Origin of the sequence: Paraburkholderia caffeinilytica, assembly GCF_051027425.1 — a bacterium.
Taxonomy (GTDB): domain Bacteria; phylum Pseudomonadota; class Gammaproteobacteria; order Burkholderiales; family Burkholderiaceae; genus Paraburkholderia; species Paraburkholderia caffeinilytica_A.
Genome location: NZ_CP186553.1, coordinates 1065448 through 1085982, shown reverse-complemented (window position 1 = coordinate 1085982; position 20535 = coordinate 1065448). Strand labels below are relative to the sequence as shown.

17 protein-coding genes are annotated in these 20535 nt (G+C 62.3%); 2 read left to right on the top strand and 15 right to left on the bottom strand.

Annotated features, from left to right (window positions below; translation table 11 throughout):
* Positions 1–154: 154 nt before the first annotated feature.
* Positions 155–406, top strand: a complete 252-nt coding sequence (locus ACOSV0_RS25355) for a hypothetical protein (RefSeq protein ID WP_434114762.1) — start codon at positions 155–157, stop codon at positions 404–406.
* A gap of 812 nt (positions 407–1218) precedes the next feature.
* Here the strand turns inward: ACOSV0_RS25355 and ACOSV0_RS25350 are convergent.
* The 11 genes from ACOSV0_RS25350 to ACOSV0_RS25300 all read right to left on the bottom strand — a co-directional run bounded on the left by ACOSV0_RS25350 (position 1219) and on the right by ACOSV0_RS25300 (position 15400).
* The gene (locus ACOSV0_RS25350; protein WP_434114760.1) at positions 1219–2427 is read right to left on the bottom strand and encodes an ABC transporter substrate-binding protein; all 1209 of its coding nucleotides are present in this window, start codon (positions 2425–2427) and stop codon (positions 1219–1221) included.
* Between the two features lie 202 nt (positions 2428–2629).
* Positions 2630–6244 (bottom strand): molybdopterin cofactor-binding domain-containing protein, encoded by a 3615-nt coding sequence (locus ACOSV0_RS25345; RefSeq protein ID WP_434114758.1) that lies wholly within the window; start codon positions 6242–6244, stop codon positions 2630–2632.
* Positions 6241–6747 carry a (2Fe-2S)-binding protein gene (locus ACOSV0_RS25340; RefSeq protein WP_434114757.1) on the bottom strand — a complete coding sequence of 169 codons (507 nt, stop codon included), beginning with the start codon at positions 6745–6747 and terminating at the stop codon, positions 6241–6243. Before ACOSV0_RS25340 ends, ACOSV0_RS25345 begins: the two co-directional genes overlap by 4 nt.
* 31 nt (positions 6748–6778) lie before the next feature.
* The gene (locus ACOSV0_RS25335; RefSeq protein WP_434114756.1) at positions 6779–7978 is read right to left on the bottom strand and encodes an amidohydrolase family protein; all 1200 of its coding nucleotides are present in this window, start codon (positions 7976–7978) and stop codon (positions 6779–6781) included.
* A 73-nt stretch (positions 7979–8051) separates the two neighbouring features.
* Positions 8052–8765: an ABC transporter ATP-binding protein gene (locus tag ACOSV0_RS25330; RefSeq protein WP_434114754.1), complete on the bottom strand. Its 714-nt coding sequence runs from the start codon at positions 8763–8765 to the stop codon at positions 8052–8054.
* Positions 8762–9571 (bottom strand): ABC transporter ATP-binding protein, encoded by an 810-nt coding sequence (locus ACOSV0_RS25325; protein ID WP_434114752.1) that lies wholly within the window; start codon positions 9569–9571, stop codon positions 8762–8764. Before ACOSV0_RS25325 ends, ACOSV0_RS25330 begins: the two co-directional genes overlap by 4 nt.
* Positions 9568–11508: an ABC transporter permease gene (locus tag ACOSV0_RS25320; protein ID WP_434114750.1), complete on the bottom strand. Its 1941-nt coding sequence runs from the start codon at positions 11506–11508 to the stop codon at positions 9568–9570. Before ACOSV0_RS25320 ends, ACOSV0_RS25325 begins: the two co-directional genes overlap by 4 nt.
* A gap of 18 nt (positions 11509–11526) precedes the next feature.
* Positions 11527–12111 (bottom strand): amino acid synthesis family protein, encoded by a 585-nt coding sequence (locus tag ACOSV0_RS25315; protein ID WP_201084987.1) that lies wholly within the window; start codon positions 12109–12111, stop codon positions 11527–11529.
* Between the two features lie 119 nt (positions 12112–12230).
* Positions 12231–12821: an amino acid synthesis family protein gene (locus ACOSV0_RS25310; protein ID WP_434114748.1), complete on the bottom strand. Its 591-nt coding sequence runs from the start codon at positions 12819–12821 to the stop codon at positions 12231–12233.
* Positions 12797–13738 (bottom strand): UPF0280 family protein, encoded by a 942-nt coding sequence (locus ACOSV0_RS25305; protein WP_434114747.1) that lies wholly within the window; start codon positions 13736–13738, stop codon positions 12797–12799. The genes ACOSV0_RS25310 and ACOSV0_RS25305 overlap by 25 nt, the downstream gene beginning before the upstream one ends.
* Positions 13739–13792: 54 nt before the next feature.
* A complete protein-coding gene (locus ACOSV0_RS25300) occupies positions 13793–15400 on the bottom strand; it encodes a 6-hydroxynicotinate reductase (protein ID WP_434114745.1) in 1608 nt (535 codons plus the stop codon).
* A 393-nt stretch (positions 15401–15793) separates the two neighbouring features.
* Here ACOSV0_RS25300 and ACOSV0_RS25295 point away from each other — a divergent pair, with 393 nt between their 5' ends.
* Positions 15794–16495 carry a TetR family transcriptional regulator gene (locus ACOSV0_RS25295; RefSeq protein WP_434114743.1) on the top strand — a complete coding sequence of 234 codons (702 nt, stop codon included), beginning with the start codon at positions 15794–15796 and terminating at the stop codon, positions 16493–16495.
* A gap of 205 nt (positions 16496–16700) precedes the next feature.
* On the opposite strand, the gene pcaC is transcribed toward ACOSV0_RS25295, so the two are convergent.
* The 4 genes from pcaC to ACOSV0_RS25275 all read right to left on the bottom strand — a co-directional run bounded on the left by pcaC (position 16701) and on the right by ACOSV0_RS25275 (position 20526).
* Positions 16701–17096: a 4-carboxymuconolactone decarboxylase gene (pcaC, locus tag ACOSV0_RS25290; protein ID WP_054043292.1), complete on the bottom strand. Its 396-nt coding sequence runs from the start codon at positions 17094–17096 to the stop codon at positions 16701–16703.
* Positions 17093–17884 (bottom strand): 3-oxoadipate enol-lactonase, encoded by a 792-nt coding sequence (gene pcaD / locus ACOSV0_RS25285; RefSeq protein WP_434114742.1) that lies wholly within the window; start codon positions 17882–17884, stop codon positions 17093–17095. Before pcaD ends, pcaC begins: the two co-directional genes overlap by 4 nt.
* A gap of 5 nt (positions 17885–17889) precedes the next feature.
* Positions 17890–19269: a 3-carboxy-cis,cis-muconate cycloisomerase gene (locus ACOSV0_RS25280; protein WP_434114740.1), complete on the bottom strand. Its 1380-nt coding sequence runs from the start codon at positions 19267–19269 to the stop codon at positions 17890–17892.
* Between the two features lie 597 nt (positions 19270–19866).
* Positions 19867–20526: a 3-oxoacid CoA-transferase subunit B gene (locus ACOSV0_RS25275; RefSeq protein WP_434114738.1), complete on the bottom strand. Its 660-nt coding sequence runs from the start codon at positions 20524–20526 to the stop codon at positions 19867–19869.
* Between the last annotated feature and the right edge of the window lie 9 nt (positions 20527–20535).

Below are 20535 nucleotides of genomic sequence, written 5' to 3'. Positions count from 1 at the left end.
GGTAGCGCCTGCACGGTGCGATGCGGTTCCTGGTGAGGCTTGCTGCAACGCAGCGACTTCAGGAAGTTGCGCGCCAACCCTCGCACCTCGCGCCAAGACGGCGTATGGTGGTGGCAAGGGTTGGCGCCGTGGTCCAGCCTGACGGGAGACGTCCATGAAGATACCTACCGTTCGCGCAGGCGCGCATATCGAAGGTGTGCATTGGATTGCCGAGTACGCTGAAGACGTTCACGAGATTCGTGTGTTTCGGGAAGGTCAGGAAGTGGATGTGCATGATGCGCCGTCCACGTTGTTTGGCGATGAAGAAAATGCGGGGTCGAAGAGTACAGCTGATCATCGGGCGGTTGAAGCCGCCGTGCTGGCTTATTTGAGGCGGTTTGTGATTGAGCATGATGCGGAGGAATAAAGGGTTTTTTCCGTGCGGGGCTTTTTTTAGGTTTGCCTACGGCGTTGGAACTTGCTTGATTTTTTTGCCTGCGCGGCGCTTGGTTGTCTGTTTGCCTGTGGCGGTGGGATTTCCTTGATCTGGGTTTTTGGCCTTTCCTTGATCACTTATTGGTCTATTAGCGTTCGCCCCTGTGCGGGGCAGGCACTTACTTTCTTTGCCGCCGCAAAGAAAGATAAGCAAAGAAAGCGGCTCACCCCGCCAGCCCATAAGCGGGTCCCCCGCGCAGTCACGATAGTGGTGCATCTGGAATCTGTGTCCTCGCCCATTCGGCGTGAGTGACAAGGGCGTCATACTTCCGGCGGCGCTGCGCGCGCCGACGCGCACTTCTTAGAACCGATCGTTGCGTTTCGTATTCGCACGTCATTCGGCATGTCGCCGAGGCGAAGCCGATGGCCCTCACCACACTTAAACGAAGCCCCTAATTTCTGGTGAACCCTTCCGGCGAGCACGTAGTGCGAGGCGGGAAGTATGATTGCTGTGTCACGAACGCGGAGTGTGCGGGAACACGGATTCCAGATGCACCACTACCGTGGCTGTGCGGGGGCCCCGCTTAAGAATTAGCGGTGTGAGCCGCTTTCTTTGCTTATCTTTCTTTGCGGCGGCAAAGAAAGTAAGTGCCTGCCCCGCACAGGGGCGAACGCTAATAGACCACGAAAAATTCAAGGAAAGGCCAAAGAATCCAGATCAAGGAAAAAACCAGATCAAGCAAAGCCCAACCCCGTAGGCGAACAAACACCCCTAATGCCGCCGCAAAAGGCAAAAAACCCACATTACTCAGCCCCCCGCAACTTCTTAACCTCAGCATCCGACGGCTGCACACTAGCCCCGTCAATATACCGATACGAAGTCATCACCCCCTTCCCATCCTTAAGCCCGGTAACACCGACAAAAGCCCCCATCGTCGACTGATTATCCTGTGCCCGATAGGTAATCGGCCCAAAGGGCGTCTCAACCCCGAGCCCCTTGAACGCGGCAGCCAACTTATCCGAATCCGTAGACCCCGCCTTCTTGATCCCATCCGCGATCGACATCAACGCCGAATACCCCACCACCGACCCCAGCCGCGGATAGTCGTGATACTTAGCCTGATACGCATCGACAAACTTCTTGTTCGCCGCCGTATCGATCGAATACCACGGATAGCCCGTCACGATCCAGCCAGTCGGCGCCTCCGCACCCAACGGATCGAGATAGTCCGGCTCACCCGTCAGCAACGAAACCACGCTGCGATCCTTGAACAAACCGCGCGTATTGCCCTCGCGCACAAACTTGCCGAGATCGGCGCCGAACAACACGTTGAAAATCGCATCCGGCTTCGCGTCGGCAATCGCCTGCGATACCGCGCCTGCGTCGACGTTACCCAGCGGCGTCGCCTGTTCGGCGACAAACTGCACGTCCGGCTGCGCCGCCGTCAGCAGCTTCTTGAACGTCGCCACCGCCGATTGCCCATACTCGTAGTTCGGATACACCAGCGCCCAGCGTTTCTTCTTCAGCTTCACCGCTTCGGGCACCAGCATCGCCACCTGCATATACGTCGAAGGACGCAGACGGTACGTGTATTTGTTGCCATCGGCCCAAACGATCTTGTCCGTCAACGGCTCGGCCGCGAGGAAGAAAATCTTCTTCTGCTTCGCGAAGTCGGTCAGCGCGAGGCCCGTGTTCGACAGAAAACCGCCGAACAATAATTGCACCTGCTCGCGTGCAATCAACTCCTGCGCGACGCGAATCGTGTCGCCCGGATTGCCGTTGTCGTCGCGCGACACCACTTCGAGTTGTTTGCCAAGCACGCCACCCGCCGCATTCACCTGCTCGAGCGCGAGATTCCAGCCGTTCTTGTAAGGCCCGAGAAAGGCGGGCTGCGCCTTGTAGCTGTTGATTTCCCCGATCTTGATGGTCTGCTGTGCGCTCGCGCCAAAAGCAGCGAGCGACAGAACCGTTGAAACCGTGAGGCGAGAGAGCCATCCTGCGCGCGTGGTCATGCGTTTCTCCGTTATCAAAAGGATTGCGGGAATGCGGTCGTTTTTATCAAGCGTTGAAGCGTTGTGCGATTCGTTGTTGAAGCGTTTCGCGATTCGTTCAGCGAGCCGTGCTGCGAGTTATGTCGCGAGTTGTGTTGCGACTCGTGCCGCAAATAGTACTGCGGGTAATGCTGCAAACTGTATTGCAATACACCTTGCGATGTCACTCTGCCCGCGACGTCGCGCGAATTCTGGCGACACTCGCCGTGACATCCTGCCATGCCGGCTTGCCACCGGCGAATTGCTGACGCAGGTAGGTCACGAGCTCGGCGACCTGGGCGTCGTTGAAACTATCGCGGTAAGCCGGCATCGTACCGAGTTCGGGGCGAGCAGGCGAGCCGATACCATCGAGAATCACGCGAATCAGATTATCAGGCGTCGTGCTGTGCAGATTCGTGTTAAGCGCCAGCGACGGATGCGCGCCGAACAACTGCGGCCCGCTCCCCGTGTGATGACAGGCGGCACACGCACCGTCGAAGAGACGCGCACCAAGGCCTGTAGCCGTGCTCGTAATCGTGCTGGCCTGCTCGTATTGACGCGCCATCGCCACAGGATCCGCGTTGGGCTCCAGCGGACTCAAGGACGCCAGGTACGTGGCCATCGCGCGAATGTCGCTGTCGGGCAGCGCCGCCAGATCGCTGACGACCGGCGCCATCGGCCCGGCCGCGACACCGTGCAACGGCGCATGTCCGTAGCGCAGATAGCTGAACAGTTCGTCTTCGCTCCAGGGCACGGGTGAGTTGGAAAGCGTCGACAGCGCGGGCGCCTCCCATCCTTCCGCCATGCCGCCGCCCATGAACGCCACACCGGTTTTCTCGGCGCCGAATGCATTACGCGGGGTGTGGCATGCACTGCAATGGCCGAGGCCGTTCACGAGATACGCGCCGCGATTCCATTGCGCGCTTTGCGTCGCGCTGGCGGTCAACGTATTGCGTCCGAGAAAGAGTCCGTTCCATACCGCCATCAACGGACGCACGCTGAACGGATACGCCAGCTTCGTTTCCGGCGGACGGGAACGCACGGGCGTTTGTGCCATCAGGTACGCGTAGAGCGCTTTCAGATCGTCGTCGGACGTGTTTTTGAACGATGTGTACGGGAACGCAGGATACAAATGATGTCCGTCGCGGCTTATACCTTGCCGCATCGCGCGTACGAATGCGTCGAGCGACCATGTGCCGATCCCGGTCTGTCCGTCAGGCGTGATGTTGGTGCTGTAGACGGTGCCGAATGGCGTATCGAGTGGTTTGCCGCCGGCGTTCGGCACGCCGTTGTGCGCGGTATGGCAAACCGCACAATTACCCAGCGACGCAAGCAGTTTGCCGCGCGCCACCAGTTCGGGGGCAAACGCGCTCGCGAGCGGCGGCGTGATCGGTGCAATGGCCTGCGGCGACAGCGCCAGCGCCCCCAGCCAACCGGCCGCGCCCGCGGCAAAAGCGCCGAGAAAGCCGAGTCGCCAACGCCTCTTTTTGCGCGCAGCCGCCTCTTCCGCTTGTGCATCGGCGAGCGCGGCGCGAATCGTCTCCGGTGTGAACGGCGGCCTGCGAAAACGCACACCTGTCGCGTCATACAGCGCATTGGCTATTGCCGCGGCGCCAGGCAGCGATGCCGATTCGCCCGTGCCCATCGGCGGCTCGCCATGACGCGGCATCATCACGACGTCGATCACCGGCACCTCACGGAACGTCAGAATGGGATACGCGCCCCACTCCTGACTGGTCACCGCGTTCTCGCCGAATGTCACGCGTTCTTTCAGCGCGCGGCTGGTCGCCTGGATCACATTGCCATGTATCTGATGACGCACGCCGTCCGGATTCACCATCGTGCCGGTGTCCTGGCCGACCACTACGCGCGTCACGGCAAGCTCGCCGCTCCTGCGATTCACTTCGATATCGGCAACCCACGCGGACCATGCCGCGCCAAAGCCGGGAAATTTGCTATGCACGTAGCGGGCGTAAGCGAAGCCTCTGCCGCGCGCGATGTCACCCTCTTCCTGAGCATCTTTCGTGGCGATGCCGTGAGCTTGCCAGTCGGCCTTCTCGGCCACTGCCTTGACGAGATCGATTGCACGCGGATCGGTCAGATGCTTCAGCCGGAACTCAACCGGATCGACTCCCACTTCAGCCGCGAGCTCGTCGATGAAGGACTCGTGCGCAAAGGTGTTCGGCAACGCGGACACGCCTCTTAGCCACGACGCCCGTACGATTGGCGGCGTGTCGTCGCAGACAATGCGCATGGTCCGATAGTCGTACGGCGGCACCGACGTGCGGTCGCCCATTTCGAATACTTGCGGCTGCGCGGAAATGGTTCCGGTGAGCAGCAACGCTAACGTAGGGGCATCGTTCGACGGATAACGCGTCGCGAAATCGTAGGCCGCGAGCTCGCCTTCCGCGCTCAAAGCGCCGCGCACATCCATCAATTGCGCAGCGCCTTTCGGCTCCCATGCATGCTCGTCTTCGCGCGATAGTTGCACGCGCACCGGACTGCCGGTTGCGCGCGATAACAACGCGGCGTCGGCGGCGACATCGTCCGCGCAATTGCGGCCGTAGCAACCTGCTGCGTCCATCCGCACGATTTCGATGTGCGCTTCATCCAGCGCCATCAGCAAGGCGAGATCGGCACGCAACGAATGAGGATTCTGCGTGCCCGACCAGATTTTCAGCTTTGCATCCCGGTAGTCGGCAACCGCGCACGACGGTCCAATCGATGCATGCATCTGAAACGGCCATACGTAGGTGCGTTCCAGCGTTCGAGCCGGGTCGTGAGCGAGTGCCGAGTCGACGTCGCCCTCGATCACGAGATCGCGCCGTGTGGCCGGATTCGCTCTAAGTGCGGCTTCCACTTCCTCGCTGGTTTCGAGCGGCGGCAAACCTTCTACCGCTTTCCATTGCACATTCAACCGCTTCACTGCCTGCTGCGCGACCTCTTCGCGCTCAGCCACAATGCCGACGAAATCGCGAATCACCACGACCTTGACGATGCCGGGCAAATCGCTGATGGAATCTTCATCGACATGCAGCAGGCTGTTGCCGATGAAGTCGCCCTGCGCGACACCCGCATAAGGCGGCCGCACAACGCGGCCGTGCAGCATGCCCGGCACGCGCACGTCATGTACGAAACTTAATTCGCCGGTTGCCTTTGCCGGAATATCGACGCGCGGCGCGCTCTTGCCGACGATCCTGTACGCGTCCGGCGACTTAAGAGGCGCATCGGTGGAGAGCGTTAACTCGACGCGCCGCCCGGTGATCAAGTCACCGTAGCTCATGCCTTTGTTTGCCGTATCACCGTCGCGCTGAAAGACCACACCGTCGCGCACATCGAGCTTGTCGGCACTCACGCTCAGCCGTCGCGCCGCTTCCGCCAGCAGAAACTGCCGCGCCTGCGCCGCCGCGTGCCGCAATGGCACCGCTGAAATCTGGATCGTGGCGCTCGCAATCGTGGGGCCCTGATTCGGCGCTTCGCTGGTGTGTCCCAGCACGATCGATACGCGCGTCAACGGCACGTCGAGTTCTTCCGCGACGATCTGCGCGAGCGCCGTGCCGATGCCGGTGCCGAGATCGACGTGTCCGTTGAACGCGACCACGCTGCCGTCGTCGCGTACGACGAGAAACATGTCCGCTTCCGTCGGTACGAACGAGGACCGCGACCCCGGCTGCCCAACCGCCGCTCGCACCGGCGCTTGCGGCGGCCGCGTGACGATCAGCACATTCTGCGCGTCATAGAGCTGCTGCCGCGACGGCGGCGCGGCCCGGCGATCGACGCTGAAATCCGGCCCGGTCATGCGCGCGCTCCCTGATCCAGCACCGGTTGCGTGGCGAGCAAAACCGCCGCACGCTGCACCGCACGCACGATCTCGACATGCGTGCCGCAACGGCAAAGATTGCGCGACAACTCCCGCCGAATCGTCTCTTCGCTCGGATTCGGATCGCGATCGAGCAACGCTTTGGCGGTCATAATCATGCCGTTCAGGCAATAGCCGCACTGCGCGGCCTGTTCTTCGATAAAAGCCTGCTGCACCGGATGCAGCGCGCTACGCGTGCCCAAGCCTTCGAGCGTGGTGATCTCACGCCCCAATGCAACCTTCGCGGTCGTCACGCATGAACGCGTCGGCATGCCGTCGAGCAACACCGTGCACGCGCCGCATTCGCCGAGTCCGCAGCCGAATTTCGGACTGTTCAACGCGAGGTCGTTACGCAGCAGATAAAGCAACGGCGTGTCGGCGGACGCGCTGACGAGATGCAGCGCGCCATTGACATTGAGCGCGAGCGACGCCGGGCGGTTCATGACAATGCCGGCCACGCCGTGTGGCGCGCGTTCAAAGCACCACCGGCACTTCAGTCGCCGGCGGTGTATTGCGGCTGCGCCGGCAGCGGATCAAACCGTCGATCATCACCATGCCGACGCCGGGAATATCGCCGAGCTGCACGCTTTCCAGCAGCGTATCGGCAGCCGTGTGCTGCGCGCGATCCATAAAGACAAGATCCGCGGGACGGCCTACTTCGATCAAACCTTGCCGCAGATTGCGTTGCCGCGCGGTGTTGCCGGTCGCGAAGCAGAAGGCGATTTCAGCGGGTACATCTGCGAGACTGGAGATCAGCGCGATCATCCGCAGAATGCCGAGCGGCTGCACGCCGGACCCCGCGGGGCTATCGGTGCCGAGAATGATTCGATGCGGACACTTCAATTCGATAGCATGACGTGCGGTAAGCAAGGCGATCCGTTCGTTGCCGTTGTGAACGATCTCCAGCGCGCGGCTCGATTGCTCGCACAGATCGCAGACATGCCGATAGGAAAGCGACGTATGGCCGCCGTTGATGTGGCCGATCACGTCCGCGTCGGCAGCGAGCACCACGTCGCGATCGATCAGACCCGAGCCCGGAATCGACGGACCGCCCGTATGAATCGTGCTTTGAATACCGTACTTGCGTGCCCACGCGACCATCTGCGCCGCTTCTTCACCGCCCTTCACGCTGCCGAGACCCACTTCGCCGAGCAGCTTCACACCCGCTTCCGAGAGCTCCTTGAAGTCCTCCTCGACCATGCCCTTCTCGATCACCGGCGCACCCGCCATGACTTTCACACCGCCACCGACACCCGCGCCGCGCATTCCTTCGAATGAACGTTGAGCGGTAATCGCAAGCGCCTTCACGCCGAGCACATCTTTCGGACGGCCGGGCAAATGCACTTCGCCGGCGGAGATCATCGTCGTCACGCCGCCGTTCAGATTCGACTCGATCCAGCCCATCTGATTCTGGCGCGGCGTCCAGTCGCCGAACACCGGATGCACGTGTGAATCGATCAGGCCCGGAGCGACCGTGGTGCCTTTGCAGTCGACAGTAGTCCGCGCGCCTTCGAGGTCGCAATCTTTCTCGCGGCCGACCGCGACGATCACGCCGTCGTCGATCACCAGCGTGTTTGCATCGAGAATCGGCCGGTCGATGTCGCCGGATAACAGCAGACCGATGTTCGTTATTGCGACCTTGCCCGACGAGCCTGTCAACGTCTCTGCTGCCATCTGCTTCTCCTTTCGCAACGACTGTCCGGCGCAGCAAGCGCGTACATCCCGCAAGCTTCATGTGCCGATGGAATCACACGCTCAGATAAGCGCGTCTCACTGTTTCGTTCTTTGCGAGTTCACCGATCGTGCCGCTGAAGCGGATCTGTCCTTTTTCGAGGACATACGCGCGGTCGCTGACCAGCTCGGCAAAGTGCAGGTTCTGTTCGGACAACAGAATCGACAGCCCTTCGCGCTTGAGTTCGAGAATCATGTTCGCCATCTGCTCGACGATCACGGGCGCGACGCCCTCGGACGGTTCGTCGAGCAGCACCAGATACGGATTGCCCATCAGCGTGCGCGAGACGGTGAGCATCTGCTGCTCTCCACCGCTCATCTGGCCGCCTGGGCGCTTCGGCATTTCGCCGAGATTGGGAAACAGGCGGAACAGCTTTTCCGGCGTCCACTCAGGCGCGCCTTCGCGCGGCGGCTGGCGGCCGGTATCGAGGTTCTCCATCACGGTCAGATCGGCAAACACGCGGCGATCTTCGGGCACAAAACCCATGCCCATGCGTGCGATACGATACGGCGGCAACGTCGTGATGTTTTGCCCGCGAAAACGCACTTCGCCTTGACGGCGCGGCAGCAGACCCATCACCGCTTTCATCGTCGTCGATTTGCCGGCGCCGTTGCGGCCCATCAGGGCGACCACTTCGCCACGGCCGACTTCGAGGCCGACGTCGAACAGAATATGCGCGCGGCCATAGAACGCATTGAGGCCGGAGACTTTCAGCATCGGCTCGCTCATTGCAGCGCTCCTTGCCCTTGATGGCCGCCCGCCGCTTCGTGCAGCGGCGCGTGGGGCTGAAAGGTCTTGCCGGTGCCGAAATAAACTTCCTGCACGCGTGCGTCGTTGCGAATCGTTTCGGCGTCCCCTTCCGCGATCAGCTTGCCACGCGCGAGCACGATCATGCGATCGGCGTACGCGAATACAACGTCCATGCTGTGCTCGGTAAATAGCACGCCGATCTTGTGTTCGGTGACGAGACGCTTGGTCAGCGCCATCAGTTCGTTGCGCTCCTTGGGCGCCATGCCGGCAGTGGGTTCGTCCATCAGCAGCAACTTCGGGCGATTCGCCAGCGCGATAGCTAGCTCAACGCGTTTGACGTCGCCGTAGGCAAGCACACCGCAGGCGCGGTTCGCGTCGGCGCCCATGCCGACCTGTTCGAGCAGCGCCATGGCTTCGTCGGCGTAGCGCGAGCCGACGGGTTTCCACAGACCAAAAGTCTTGCGTTCACGCGAAACCAGGGCCATCTGCACGTTCTCGAGCACAGTCATCGAATTGAAGGTCGCGGCAATCTGGAACGTACGGCCAACGCCCAGCCGCCAGATATCGCGTGGCCGCATACCGACCAGTTCATGATCGTCGAGGCGAATCGAACCGGAGGACGGCTGCAGTTGCCCATTGACCATGTTGAAGCAGGTCGACTTGCCCGCGCCGTTCGGACCCAGCAGCGCTAACAACTGACCGGCTTCGAGATTGAAGGAAACATCGTCGACCGCTTTCAGGCCGCCGAACGATTTGGAGAGACCCGAGACACGCAGCAAGCTCATAGCCCCTCCTTGATCGCGGTACCTTGCGATGGCGATGCGGCGCGCTCTTCGGCCTTATCCACCGTGTCGTCGCCAAAACGCTCGCGAATGAAACCGACGATGCCCTGCGGAAACGCAATCACCAGCAGCAGAATGGCGAAGCCCAGCAACGCCTGCCAGTAATCGGTTTGACGCGCGACAGTGTCCTGCAGCCACGTGAACACGGCGGCGCCGACAATCGGACCCGTCAAGGTCTGCAAGCCGCCGAGCAGCACCATCACGAGGCCATCCACTGAACGGCTCACGCTGATCACCTCCGGTGAAATCGTCCCTTTGGAGAAGGCGTAAAGCGACCCTGCGAGTCCGCAAAACAGCGACGCGACGACGAACGCCGCCCACTGCACGCGCTTCACGTCGATGCCGATCGCCTCGGCGCGCAATACGGAATCGCGCGACGCCCGCATCGCGTAACCAAGCGGCGAGAACAACATCTTGCGCAGCAGCCACACACCGATCACCGCGCAGACAAGCGTCAGATAATAAAAAGCCACCGGCGACGACAGCCAGTTCGACGGCCACAAGCCGAGAATGCCGTTACTGCCGCCCGTCACGTCGTCCCACTGGAACACGACCGACCAGACGATCTGCGCGAACGCGAGCGTCAGCATCGCAAGATAGACGCCTGAGAGACGCACGCAAAACCAGCCGAACACGAGCGCGCCTGCGACGGCGAGCAAGGGGCCGAGCAGCAACGCGGCTTCCATCGGCAGATCGAGGACTTTGAGGAACAGTGCGGCGCCGTATGCGCCGAGGCCAAAATAGGCGGCATGGCCGAACGAGTGCATGCCGCCGGGGCCCATGATGAAATGCAGACTCATGGCAAACAACACGGCGATCAGGATTTCAACCAGCAGCACAGGCATGTAGGGAAACGCATTGGCCGCAAGCGGCGCGAGTACCAGCACCAGCAACGCGATCGCCGCCAACCACTTTAGACGCTTGCCTGCGGGCCTCAACGGCGCTTCAGGCGCGGCCATGCCACGCACCGCGGCGCTCGCCTTCCCCAGCAGACCCCAGGGCCGTACCACCAGCACCACGGCCATCACGACAAATTCCGCGACGAGCGTAAAACGGCTCAACGACAGACTGATACCGAACACCGACACATGGCCGATGCCAATGCATAGCGCCTTGATCTCCGCGATCAGCAAGGCCGCAACGAATGCGCCCGGAATCGACCCCATCCCGCCGACCACAACGACAACGAACGCATTGCCGATCGTCTCCAGATCCAGCGACAGATTCGCCGACATGCGCGGCCCTTGCAGCGCGCCACCAAGTCCGGCGAGAAACGCGCCGACGAAAAACACGCCGGTGAACAACCACGCCTGATTGATGCCGAGCGCGCCGAGCATCTCGCGATCCTGCGTCGCGGCACGCACCAGCGTACCCCAGCGCGTACGCGTCAACGCATACCAGAGCAGCAGCAACACCACCGGCCCGATTACGATCAGTGCGATATCGTAGGTCGGCAGCGGATGGCCGAGAAAATCGACCGCGCCTGCCAGATGCGGCGCACGTGGGCCGAACAGGTCTTCCGGACCCCACAGCCAGAGTGCGGCGTCGCGGAAAATCAGCACCAGCGCGAACGTGGCCAACAGGTGAAACAACTCGGGCGCCTGATAGATGCGCCGTAACACGATCATTTCGACCAGCGCGCCGAGCACCGCGACGATCAGCGCGGCGGCCAGCACCGACAACCAGAACCCACCCGTCGTATGACCGAAGCGGCTCGCGATGCTATACGCGACATAGATGCCGAACATATAGAACGAACCATGCGCGAAGTTGACGATGCGCGTCACGCCGAAGATCAACGACAAACCGGCGGCGACGAGAAACAGCGTCGACGCATCGGCGAGTCCGTTGACCAGCTGTACCAGCAAATTCGAAAGCATCGCGACCCTTGAAAAAACTCAACGCAAACCGTCTTCGCCCTTGATCTCACTCACCTGCAAGCCGCCGATTCTCGGCAGCGGCCGGCCGGACGCCGTCACCGCGACCGCCACGACGATTTCATTCGCGCGCGGCGCGTCCGACACGCGCGCTTCGATCGCGTCGAAATGGCTGCGCACGAACGCGGCGTCCTTGTGGCCCAGCGGCACATCGATCGCGGTACCGAGTGTGCCCATTTTTTTCGCCGATGGCACCAGCGCCGCGCCCTTTTCGACCGCGACCCGCAGCGGCGCACCGAGCTTGGGATGCAGAATCGCGGCCGCATGTTCGAGTTCGCCCGCTTCACCGACGATCGCCGCCTTGCCGTAGCTTTGCGCTTCACCAGGCTTGATGCCCAGCGCTTCGACGCATTTGTTGCCGAGCAGCGCACCCAGTTCTTCACCGGCTTCGATCAGCGCGTCCAGTTTGGCCTCATAGCGGCCCGCATAGGGATTGTCGATCACCGCGATCGCGACTGCACGGCGTGCCGGCGGCTCGATGGCCTGCCCCATTTCAATGCGTGTTTCGTCGACCTGCACGACCAGCTTGCGAAGCTTGATTGCCATTTCGATCTCCGGGATTCGATTCGTGTTCTGGCTGGCTGCTTCAGCGAATTGCTTCAGTGAGTTGCTTCAGCCAGTGCTTCAATTTAGCGCTTCAGAAAGTTGTGTGGATTAGTTGCCGCTCAGCGCAAGCCATCCTTGCCCACAATCGCATCTTTCGCCAGCCCACCGACGCGCGCATGGACGCGCTGCCCCGTGCTCATCACGAGGATATACACCAGCTCGTCCGCGGCGGGCGCGCCGGGCACACGCACCTCGATCGCGTCGAAGTGACTGCGCACGTAGCTTGCATTGACATGCGTCAGCGGCACATCCAGCGCTGTGGAAGGTGCGCCGACTTTCTTGGTCGACGGCACGATGGCGTTGGTCGGCACGCCGTTCTTCTCCAGCAATTCGCGCATCGCATAGCCACCGGGAACATGCCACAACGCGCCATGCTCGAGTTCGCCACGCGAGCCGACGATCGCACCCTTACCGTAGCTTTCAATCGACGCGTGCGGCACGGCCATCGCCGCGAGCAGCCGTTGCGCCATGTCGAAGCCGATCGGCTTGAGCGCTTCCATGGCGTGTTCGATTCTGGCTTCGTAGCGGCCGGCGAACGGATTGGTCATCACCGCGGCAATCGCGCCGCGCCGCAGCGGCTGCGCGGGCGCGGGTCCGAACTCGTGAAAAATGTCTTCGACGTGCGTCAGCACGCGGCGTATTTCGAACACGGAGCCTCCGTAATTATCTGCGCGCGATGCGTCAACCACGCGCCATTCTGATGAGCACCACCGGTGACGCGCACACTCCCTTGCAGGAACAGTGCGGCGCCTTCGATCAAACCTTGTTTCTGCAAACGCTGCGCGGCGTCGGCACCACGCGCCAGCGCGAAATCGATCAACGGTTGCGGCAAGGACGGCACGTCGACGGTCACGAGCATGTCACCGAGATCGCTATCGTCCTTCAATGACGATGCCGGCCTGCGCACGATGCCCGCATGCTCCAGATTGACGGCGTTGGCGATCACTGTCGCGGCGGCATCGGCGGTGGCGGCGTTGCGGGCGAGCACGGTCACGCTGTCGGCGATGCCGAGGCTGAAGCTGCGTCCGCGCCAGCCGCTTGTCGCGACGCCGCGAATCGGCGAGGCATCGTCGAGTATCAGGTTCGCGTCCAGGGCTTGATCGCCTGACAGCTTCATACCGGCGAACGCAGCCAGATCGGCGAACACGCCCACGCGATACTGCTGCCCCTGGGTCAGATAAAGTGCGATGTCGCCGCCATTGTTGATGAACGCTCGCGAGATGCCTTCTCGCGCGAACGCCGTGATCAACTCGTCCGCGACGCTGCCTGCCACGGCCGCCATCGGCGTGATGTAGCGCGCGCGGTGAGGATGGCAGGCACTCCACATGCGGCGGGCTACCGGGCCTTTCAACGCGCAATCGCTTGCAGCCGCATGGCTCGGCACAGGTTGCCGCAGCAGCTTCAACTCGCCGACCAACTCAGGCAACACGTCAGAAAAACGTACCCAGCACACCTCGTAAGCGGCCTGCACCGCCAGCGGCTCGCCGTCCGCGCTGAGGATCAGATCGATCGGCCCATGCTGCCAATGCCAGCGGGCCGCATCGAGTTGGGTACGGGTTGGGTTCATCGTTTTCGCCGCGTTCGTCGTATCGGTCGTCACATTATTGCTGTTAACTCGCGGCTAACCGAGCATCGGCGGCATGGCGGGCGGCCACGGATTGTCGGGATTGCGCGCCAGGGTTCTACGTGCGAGCGGCGCGCCTTCCGTATGTTCCGGTCCGTTCGCCAGCACGCTGGCCAATGAACGCACCGCGTCGAGATGGCCGCCGAGATCGCGGTACGCGTCATACGTCATGGTGAATTCGATCGGTGCGACGATCGCGGGTGTCGGCACGGTGCCGAACGAGCGATCGGGCATGCGCGAAACATCGACCATCACGGTAATGCCGCCACCTGGCCACACATAGGCCGGCGCACCGCCACATGTTACGTTCACCAGCTTCTGTTTGATCGCGCGGGTGAGCAGAACCGGATTCTCCGTTGCGCCCGCTCGCAAGCTGCCGCCCGCGCCGCCAAGAAACAGCACCGTCGCAAGCGACGGCTCGCAATTCTCGCCAATTCGCTCGACCGTGCGGCGCACGGCATCCGGCATGGCCGCGACGCGCGGCACGAGGTCCTGATCGAGTTCATACCACTGCGCGTGTTCGCCGGTGGTCGATACCATCAACAGGCGCATGCCTGGTTTCGCCACGGCGGGATCGAAACCTTCGACAATCGCCAGCGGGTCCTGAATGTCGGTACCACCCCAACCGGTGCCGGGATTCGCGACCTGAAAATAGCGGCCCGGGGTCGATTTGCGTCCGCGAATCTTCAGGCCCGAACGCGTCATACCGAGGCAGCGGCCCGCCTGGTGTTCGGTGAGCACGCCGGTGATGTGATCGTCGACCACCACCACTTCGTCCGCGTGGCCGAACCATTGCTTCGCGAAGATGCCGATGGTGGCCGACCCGCAACCCACCCGCATACGCCGCTCCTCAACGCCGTCGACAATCGGCGCCGCACCCGCGCGAATCACCAGACTCGCGCCGCCGTCGATGGTCAATTCCACCGCTTCCTTATTGCCGAGTGCCAGCATCATGTCGCACGTCACGCGGCCTTCTTTCTTGCTGCCACCAGTCAAATGATGGACACCGCCGAGACTCAGCATCTGCGAGCCGTATTCCGCCGTGGTCACATGGCCGACGATCTCGCCATGGCAACGCACATTCGATTGCTCCGGCCCGAGAAAGCGGTCGGTATCGATCTTCACCTTGAAGCTGCAATAGCTGAAAATGCCCTCGGTGACGACGGTGATCATGTCGACGTCGTCGAGCTTCGAAGCAACGATGAAAGGCGCGGGCTTGTAGTCGGGATAAGTGGACGACGCACCGATGCCGGTGACGAACAGCGCCTGTTCCGCAACGGGATCGTGCACTTCGGACGATGCACCAAATTCGACCGTGGCGGCCGCACCGTTTGCGATCGCTTCAGGCGAACCCGGGGCGCGTGACAGAAACACCACGGGGTCGACGCGTATCAGACGTCCATCCGCATTCGCATACCGATCGCACGCGCCGGTGCGGCCCTCCGATATCTGGCACAGCACCGGGCACGCATTGCATTCGATCTTGTTCGACGCCATCCGCTCGCTGCGCGGCACGGCTTTCTCGAGCACGGTCGGACCTGGCGTCGAAGCGGTGTCACCATCCACGCGCTCTGCACCGAAATCGACCTTCGTATGTTCTGTCATGGTGGGGTTCCCATACGACGACATTACAATCGGTCCTGCCCGGCGGACGAATAGCCCCTATTTCAAGGGACTTTCGCGTGATCCGCGTTTTTCCATGTTGCGGTCACTCACCGTTCGTGTAGTATCCGCTACACCAAACATGCTTGAAATCTACTCGATCAAAATAGACTGCGCAACGAGTTTCCCGGCGCACACCGGAATGCTGCGGCGCGGCATCGCCGCACGAATCACGATTCAATCTACGCCGAAGCACACGATCGTGCAGGGCATTTCGTCGCGCGCGATATGGGCTGTATGATGAAGACGCGCCGTGCTCAAACGCAACCCAGCGTGCGTTAGCGGCTACGGCGCATGCCGTTCAACCTGACGCCAACAAAGAGATCCGAGACCGCCATGAGTCCCACTGCCGCCCGCAAGCCGGGCGCTATCGGCATCCGAGCGAAACAGGCGCAAGACACGCGCGCCAAGATTCTCAAAGCGGCAATCAAGGTCTTTGCCAAGCAAGGCTATGCAAGCGGCCGGGTCGAAAGTATTTCGAAGGCCGCGCGTTCGCACGACCGGATGATTTACTACTACTTCGGCAGCAAGGAACAGTTGTTTGTCGAGGTGCTGGAGACGATCTACACGCAGTTCAACGAGGCCGAAAGCAAGCTCGATCTCGATCTGGACAACCCCATGCATGGCCTTGAGCAGATGGTCGAATTCGTCTGGCAGTACTACCTCGATCATCCCGAGTTCGTCACGTTGCTGTCGAGCGAAAATCTGCATCAGGGTAAGCACGCGAAGAAATCGTCAAAGCTGAAGGAGATCTCGGGCTACGCGATTTCAGTCGTGCAACAGTTGCTGGATGCGGGCCAGGCGCAAAACGTCTTTCGTAGCGACGTTAAAGCGCGTGATGTGTATCTGATGATTGCATCGCTCGGCTATTTCTATAACGCCAATCAATACACACTGGGCGCGTTTCTTGGCGAGCCGCTGATGGATAAGGCCGCTCTGGAGCACTGGCGCGAGGTCATCAAGGATACGGTGTTGCGCGCGGTACGCTTGCAATTGCCGGCTGAAACGGCGGCGATGAATGAGAGCAGGACTGCCTGAAGCGCGTTTTGTCTGATGTAAGCTTCAGGCTTGGCGCCGTGCTTTGATGCCACTTCATTCCGATTGGAAAATACGGCGGCGTCATGGTCATGGCCGGACACGGCGACGGTGGCGGCTCGCGGTGAACGCCGCTGCGACAGCGCAACAGCGCGGCGCACGGCGAGTGCCGGTGACACCCGCACGCCGCACCGCTCGCACTGCTTCGTTATGGCTTGGCCGCTGCTGCGTCGTCTTCTCGGAACAGTTTATCGGCCAGGTGAAACGCCGAATTGGCCGCCGGCACGCCGCAATAGATCGCGGTTTGCAGCAGCACTTCCTTGATCTGCTCGCGCGTCACACCATTGTTCTTCGCGGCGCGCAAATGCAGCGCGAGTTCTTCGCTACGATTGAGCGCGACCATCATCGCAATGGTCAGCAGACTGCGCGTGTGACGCGGCAAGCCTTCGCGCGTCCAGATTTCGCCCCATGCATAGCGGGTAATGAAGTTCTGGAACTCCTCCGTCAACTCAGTGCGGTTCGCGAGCGACCGGTCCACGTGCGCGCTGCCCAGCACCGCGCGACGCACCCCGAGTCCGGCTTCGTAGCGGTCTTCGTCGTTCATTTCTGCTCCGTCAGGAAGTCGAGCACGGTCTTCGTGAAAACCTCGGCCTTCTCGATGTTGGAAATGTGCGCTGAGTCCAGTTCGACATAACGCGCGCCCGGAATCGCTTGCGCCAGTTCGCGACCTTGTGCCGGCGTTGCGGCCAGATCGTGCGTGCCGCTGATCACCAGCGTCGGCACCTTGATGCCGGGCGCTTCAGGGCGCAGATCGGTGGCGTCGATGGCATCGCAATTCGATGCGTAGCCTTCCTTGTCGGTGTGCACGAACACGTCGCGGATCATGGCGAGCACGACCGGTTCCCGTTCGATATAGTCGGCGGTGAACCAGCGCGGCAGCACCGCATCGGCCAGCGCGGCCATGCCTTCCGTGCGAGCCTTCGCGGCGCGCGGCACCCACACTTCCGGCGAACCGATACGCGCCGCCGTATTGCACAGCACGACGCGTTCGAGACGATTCGCGTGACGCGCGGCCAACGCGACGCCGGTGAGCCCGCCCATCGACAAGCCGCAGAAATTCGCGCGGGCAATCTTCAGCGTATCCATCAGACCGAGCACGTCGCCGGTCAGTTGCTCGATGGTGTACGGACCCTTCGGCGCTTCCGAATGGCCATGACCGCGCGTGTCGTAGCGCAGCACGCGAAAGTGGCTGGAGAGCGCCGCGACTTGCGGCGTCCACATCGACAGATCGCTGCCGAGCGAATTCGACAACACGATCCACGGCGCGTTGCCGTGACGGTCACCGTCGATTCGATAGTGCAGCTCGGTACCGTTGACTGCGGCGTAGGGCATGCCGGTTACTCCTTGGAAGTGGCGCGTTGGGCGCGCGCGTGATGAAGGGCCAGCGCGGCGTCCACATATGCGTGCGCCTGGCCGACGTATTGAGCGGGATCGAGCAGCTGCTTCAGACGTTCGATCGAAAGATGTTCGGTCACGGCGGCGTCTGCCGAGAGCACGTCGAAGAGCGTCTTGCGTTCGGCGATGGCCGCTTTCGATGCACGCTCGACGAGATGATGCGCATCGAGCCGGCCGATGCTGTCGCCGAGCGCAAGCATCACCGCCTCGCCGAGAATCAACCCGTGTGTGACGTCGAGATTGGCGGCGAGACGCGGCACGTTGACGTTCAGCCCCGCGGCAATCTGCTCGATGTTAGCGAGCGCGCCGCCTGCAAGGCGCGCGAGGTCCGGCAACGCGTCCCACTCGGCTTGCCAGCCGCCGAGCGCGCGCTCGTGCTCCTGCACCATGCCGGCGAACACCGTGGCCACCAGTCCGGGCGCGCGCGTCGCGGCGGTCAGCACCGCCGCGCAGCCGACCGGGTTGCGCTTGTGCGGCATCGTCGACGAACCGCCCTTGCCTGCCGCAGCGGGTTCGGCCAGTTCGTCGATTTCGGTTTGCATCTGCAGGGAGATATCGCGCGCGATCTTGCCGAGCGTGCCGATCAGCATGCCGAACAGCGCCGCTGTTTCGGCAATGCGATCGCGCTGCGTGTGCCACGGTAAGGTGGGCACAGCGAGCTTGAGTTCTTGCGCCAAGGATTGCGTCACTTGCGGCGCCGCGTCGCGCAGACTCGCCAGCGTGCCCGCCGCGCCGCCGAACTGCAGCACCAGCACGCGCGCCCGCAATGCATCGAGCCGCTCGCGATGACGCAGCAACGCATCGAGCCATTGCGCGAATTTCAGGCCCAGCGTGATGGGGAGCGCCTGCTGCAACCAGGTGCGGCCGATCATCGGCGTCGCGCGATGGGTCGCCGCGAGTCTTGCCACCGCGTCGCACGTAGCTTGCAAACCGCTGTCGAGCAGATCGAAGGTGTCGCGCAATTGCAGTACCGTCGCCGTATCGATGATGTCCTGGCTCGTCGCGCCCCAGTGGACGTATTTCGACGCTTCGGCGTCCGCCGCTTTGACGCGCGCGGTGAGTTGTTTGACGAGGGGAATCGCGAGGTTGCCGCCGAGCGCCGCGTCGCGCGCCAGTGCGCCGGCGTCGAGCTGATCGGCGTGGCAGGCGGCCTCGATCGCGGCCACGGCGCTGTGCGGAATCACGTTATGTGCAGCCGAAGCGCGTGCGAGCGCGGCTTCGACATCGAGCATCCGTTGCAGCGTGGCACGCGGCGCCCAGATATCGTTCATCGGCTGCGTGCCGCAAAGAAGGCCGGTCAGGCGGGCGCTGGAGTCGAGCATGATGGCGTCGATGAGGGTGTCGGAAGTGAAGGTTTCGCCGCGGCGGTCTGGGCGTGCTGCGAGGCGCGCCCCTGGTGCTTTCTATCGAGAGCGTACCGCACACGGCGTTACGGTGCATTTTGCTTCGGATGCTGAGGCGATGGCTCGCGGTAATGCCAGGACATCGGTTAGAGCGTGCTGCGAAGCGCGTCCCCGGTGCTTTCTATCGAGAGCGTACCGCACACGGCGTTACGGCGCATTCTGCTTCGAATTCTGAGGCGACGGCTCGCCATCATGTCAGGACATCGGATCATGCGAATGGAGCTTGCCCGATGCGCTCCCGAGGCACGATTCGCGGCATGCTGACGTGACGCACCAGCACGCTGGCGTGGCGTAGCGGCACGTGAGCGTTGCCCGTTGCATCGCCCTCGTTGCGTTGCCTATTGCATCGCCAGCGTTGCGTTGCCTATTGCATCGCCAGCGTTGCGTTGCCCGGTTGCGTTACCCGCGTTGCTGGCTGCCGCTTGGGCATTGCGGTTGCTCCGCCAGCGTCACCATCGCCTAGCCAACGTCTGGACTTCGCGGCAGCCGCCATATTGACGGCCGCCGCGCCCGTGCTCAGGCCGCGCGAGCAGCTTGCGTACCGTCGATCAGCGGCACGCCGGTCAGTTTGTGCAGCGCATCGAAGTCGATGTCCGAGAAGATCTCGCGCACCACCAGACCCTTGTCGGTGACGTCGATCATCGCCAGGTCTGTATAGATGCGGTCGACGCAGTTCACGCCCGTAACCGGGTACGTGCATTCCGCGGCGATCTTGCTTTCGCCCTGCTTGGTCAGATGTTCCATCATCACGTAGACCTGCTTCGCGCCGATCGCCAGATCCATGGCGCCGCCGACTGCCGGAATCGCGTCGGGCGCGCCGGTATGCCAGTTCGCCAGATCGCCCTTCGCCGACACCTGGAACGCGCCGAGCACGCAGAAATCCAGATGACCGCCGCGCATCATCGCGAACGAATCCGCGTGATGGAAGTACGCGCCGCCCGTGAGCAGCGTGACGTGCTGCTTGCCGGCGTTGATCAGTTCGTCGTCTTCCTCGCCCTTGGCGGGCGCCGGGCCCATGCCAAGCAGGCCGTTTTCGCTGTGCAGGAAGATTTCCTTGTCGGCGGCGAGGTGGTTGGCCACCAGCGTCGGCACGCCGATGCCGAGGTTCACAAAAGCGCCTTCAGGGATATCCTGGGCAACGCGTTTGGCCATTTCATCGCGGGTCAGTTTTTTCATGTCGGTCTC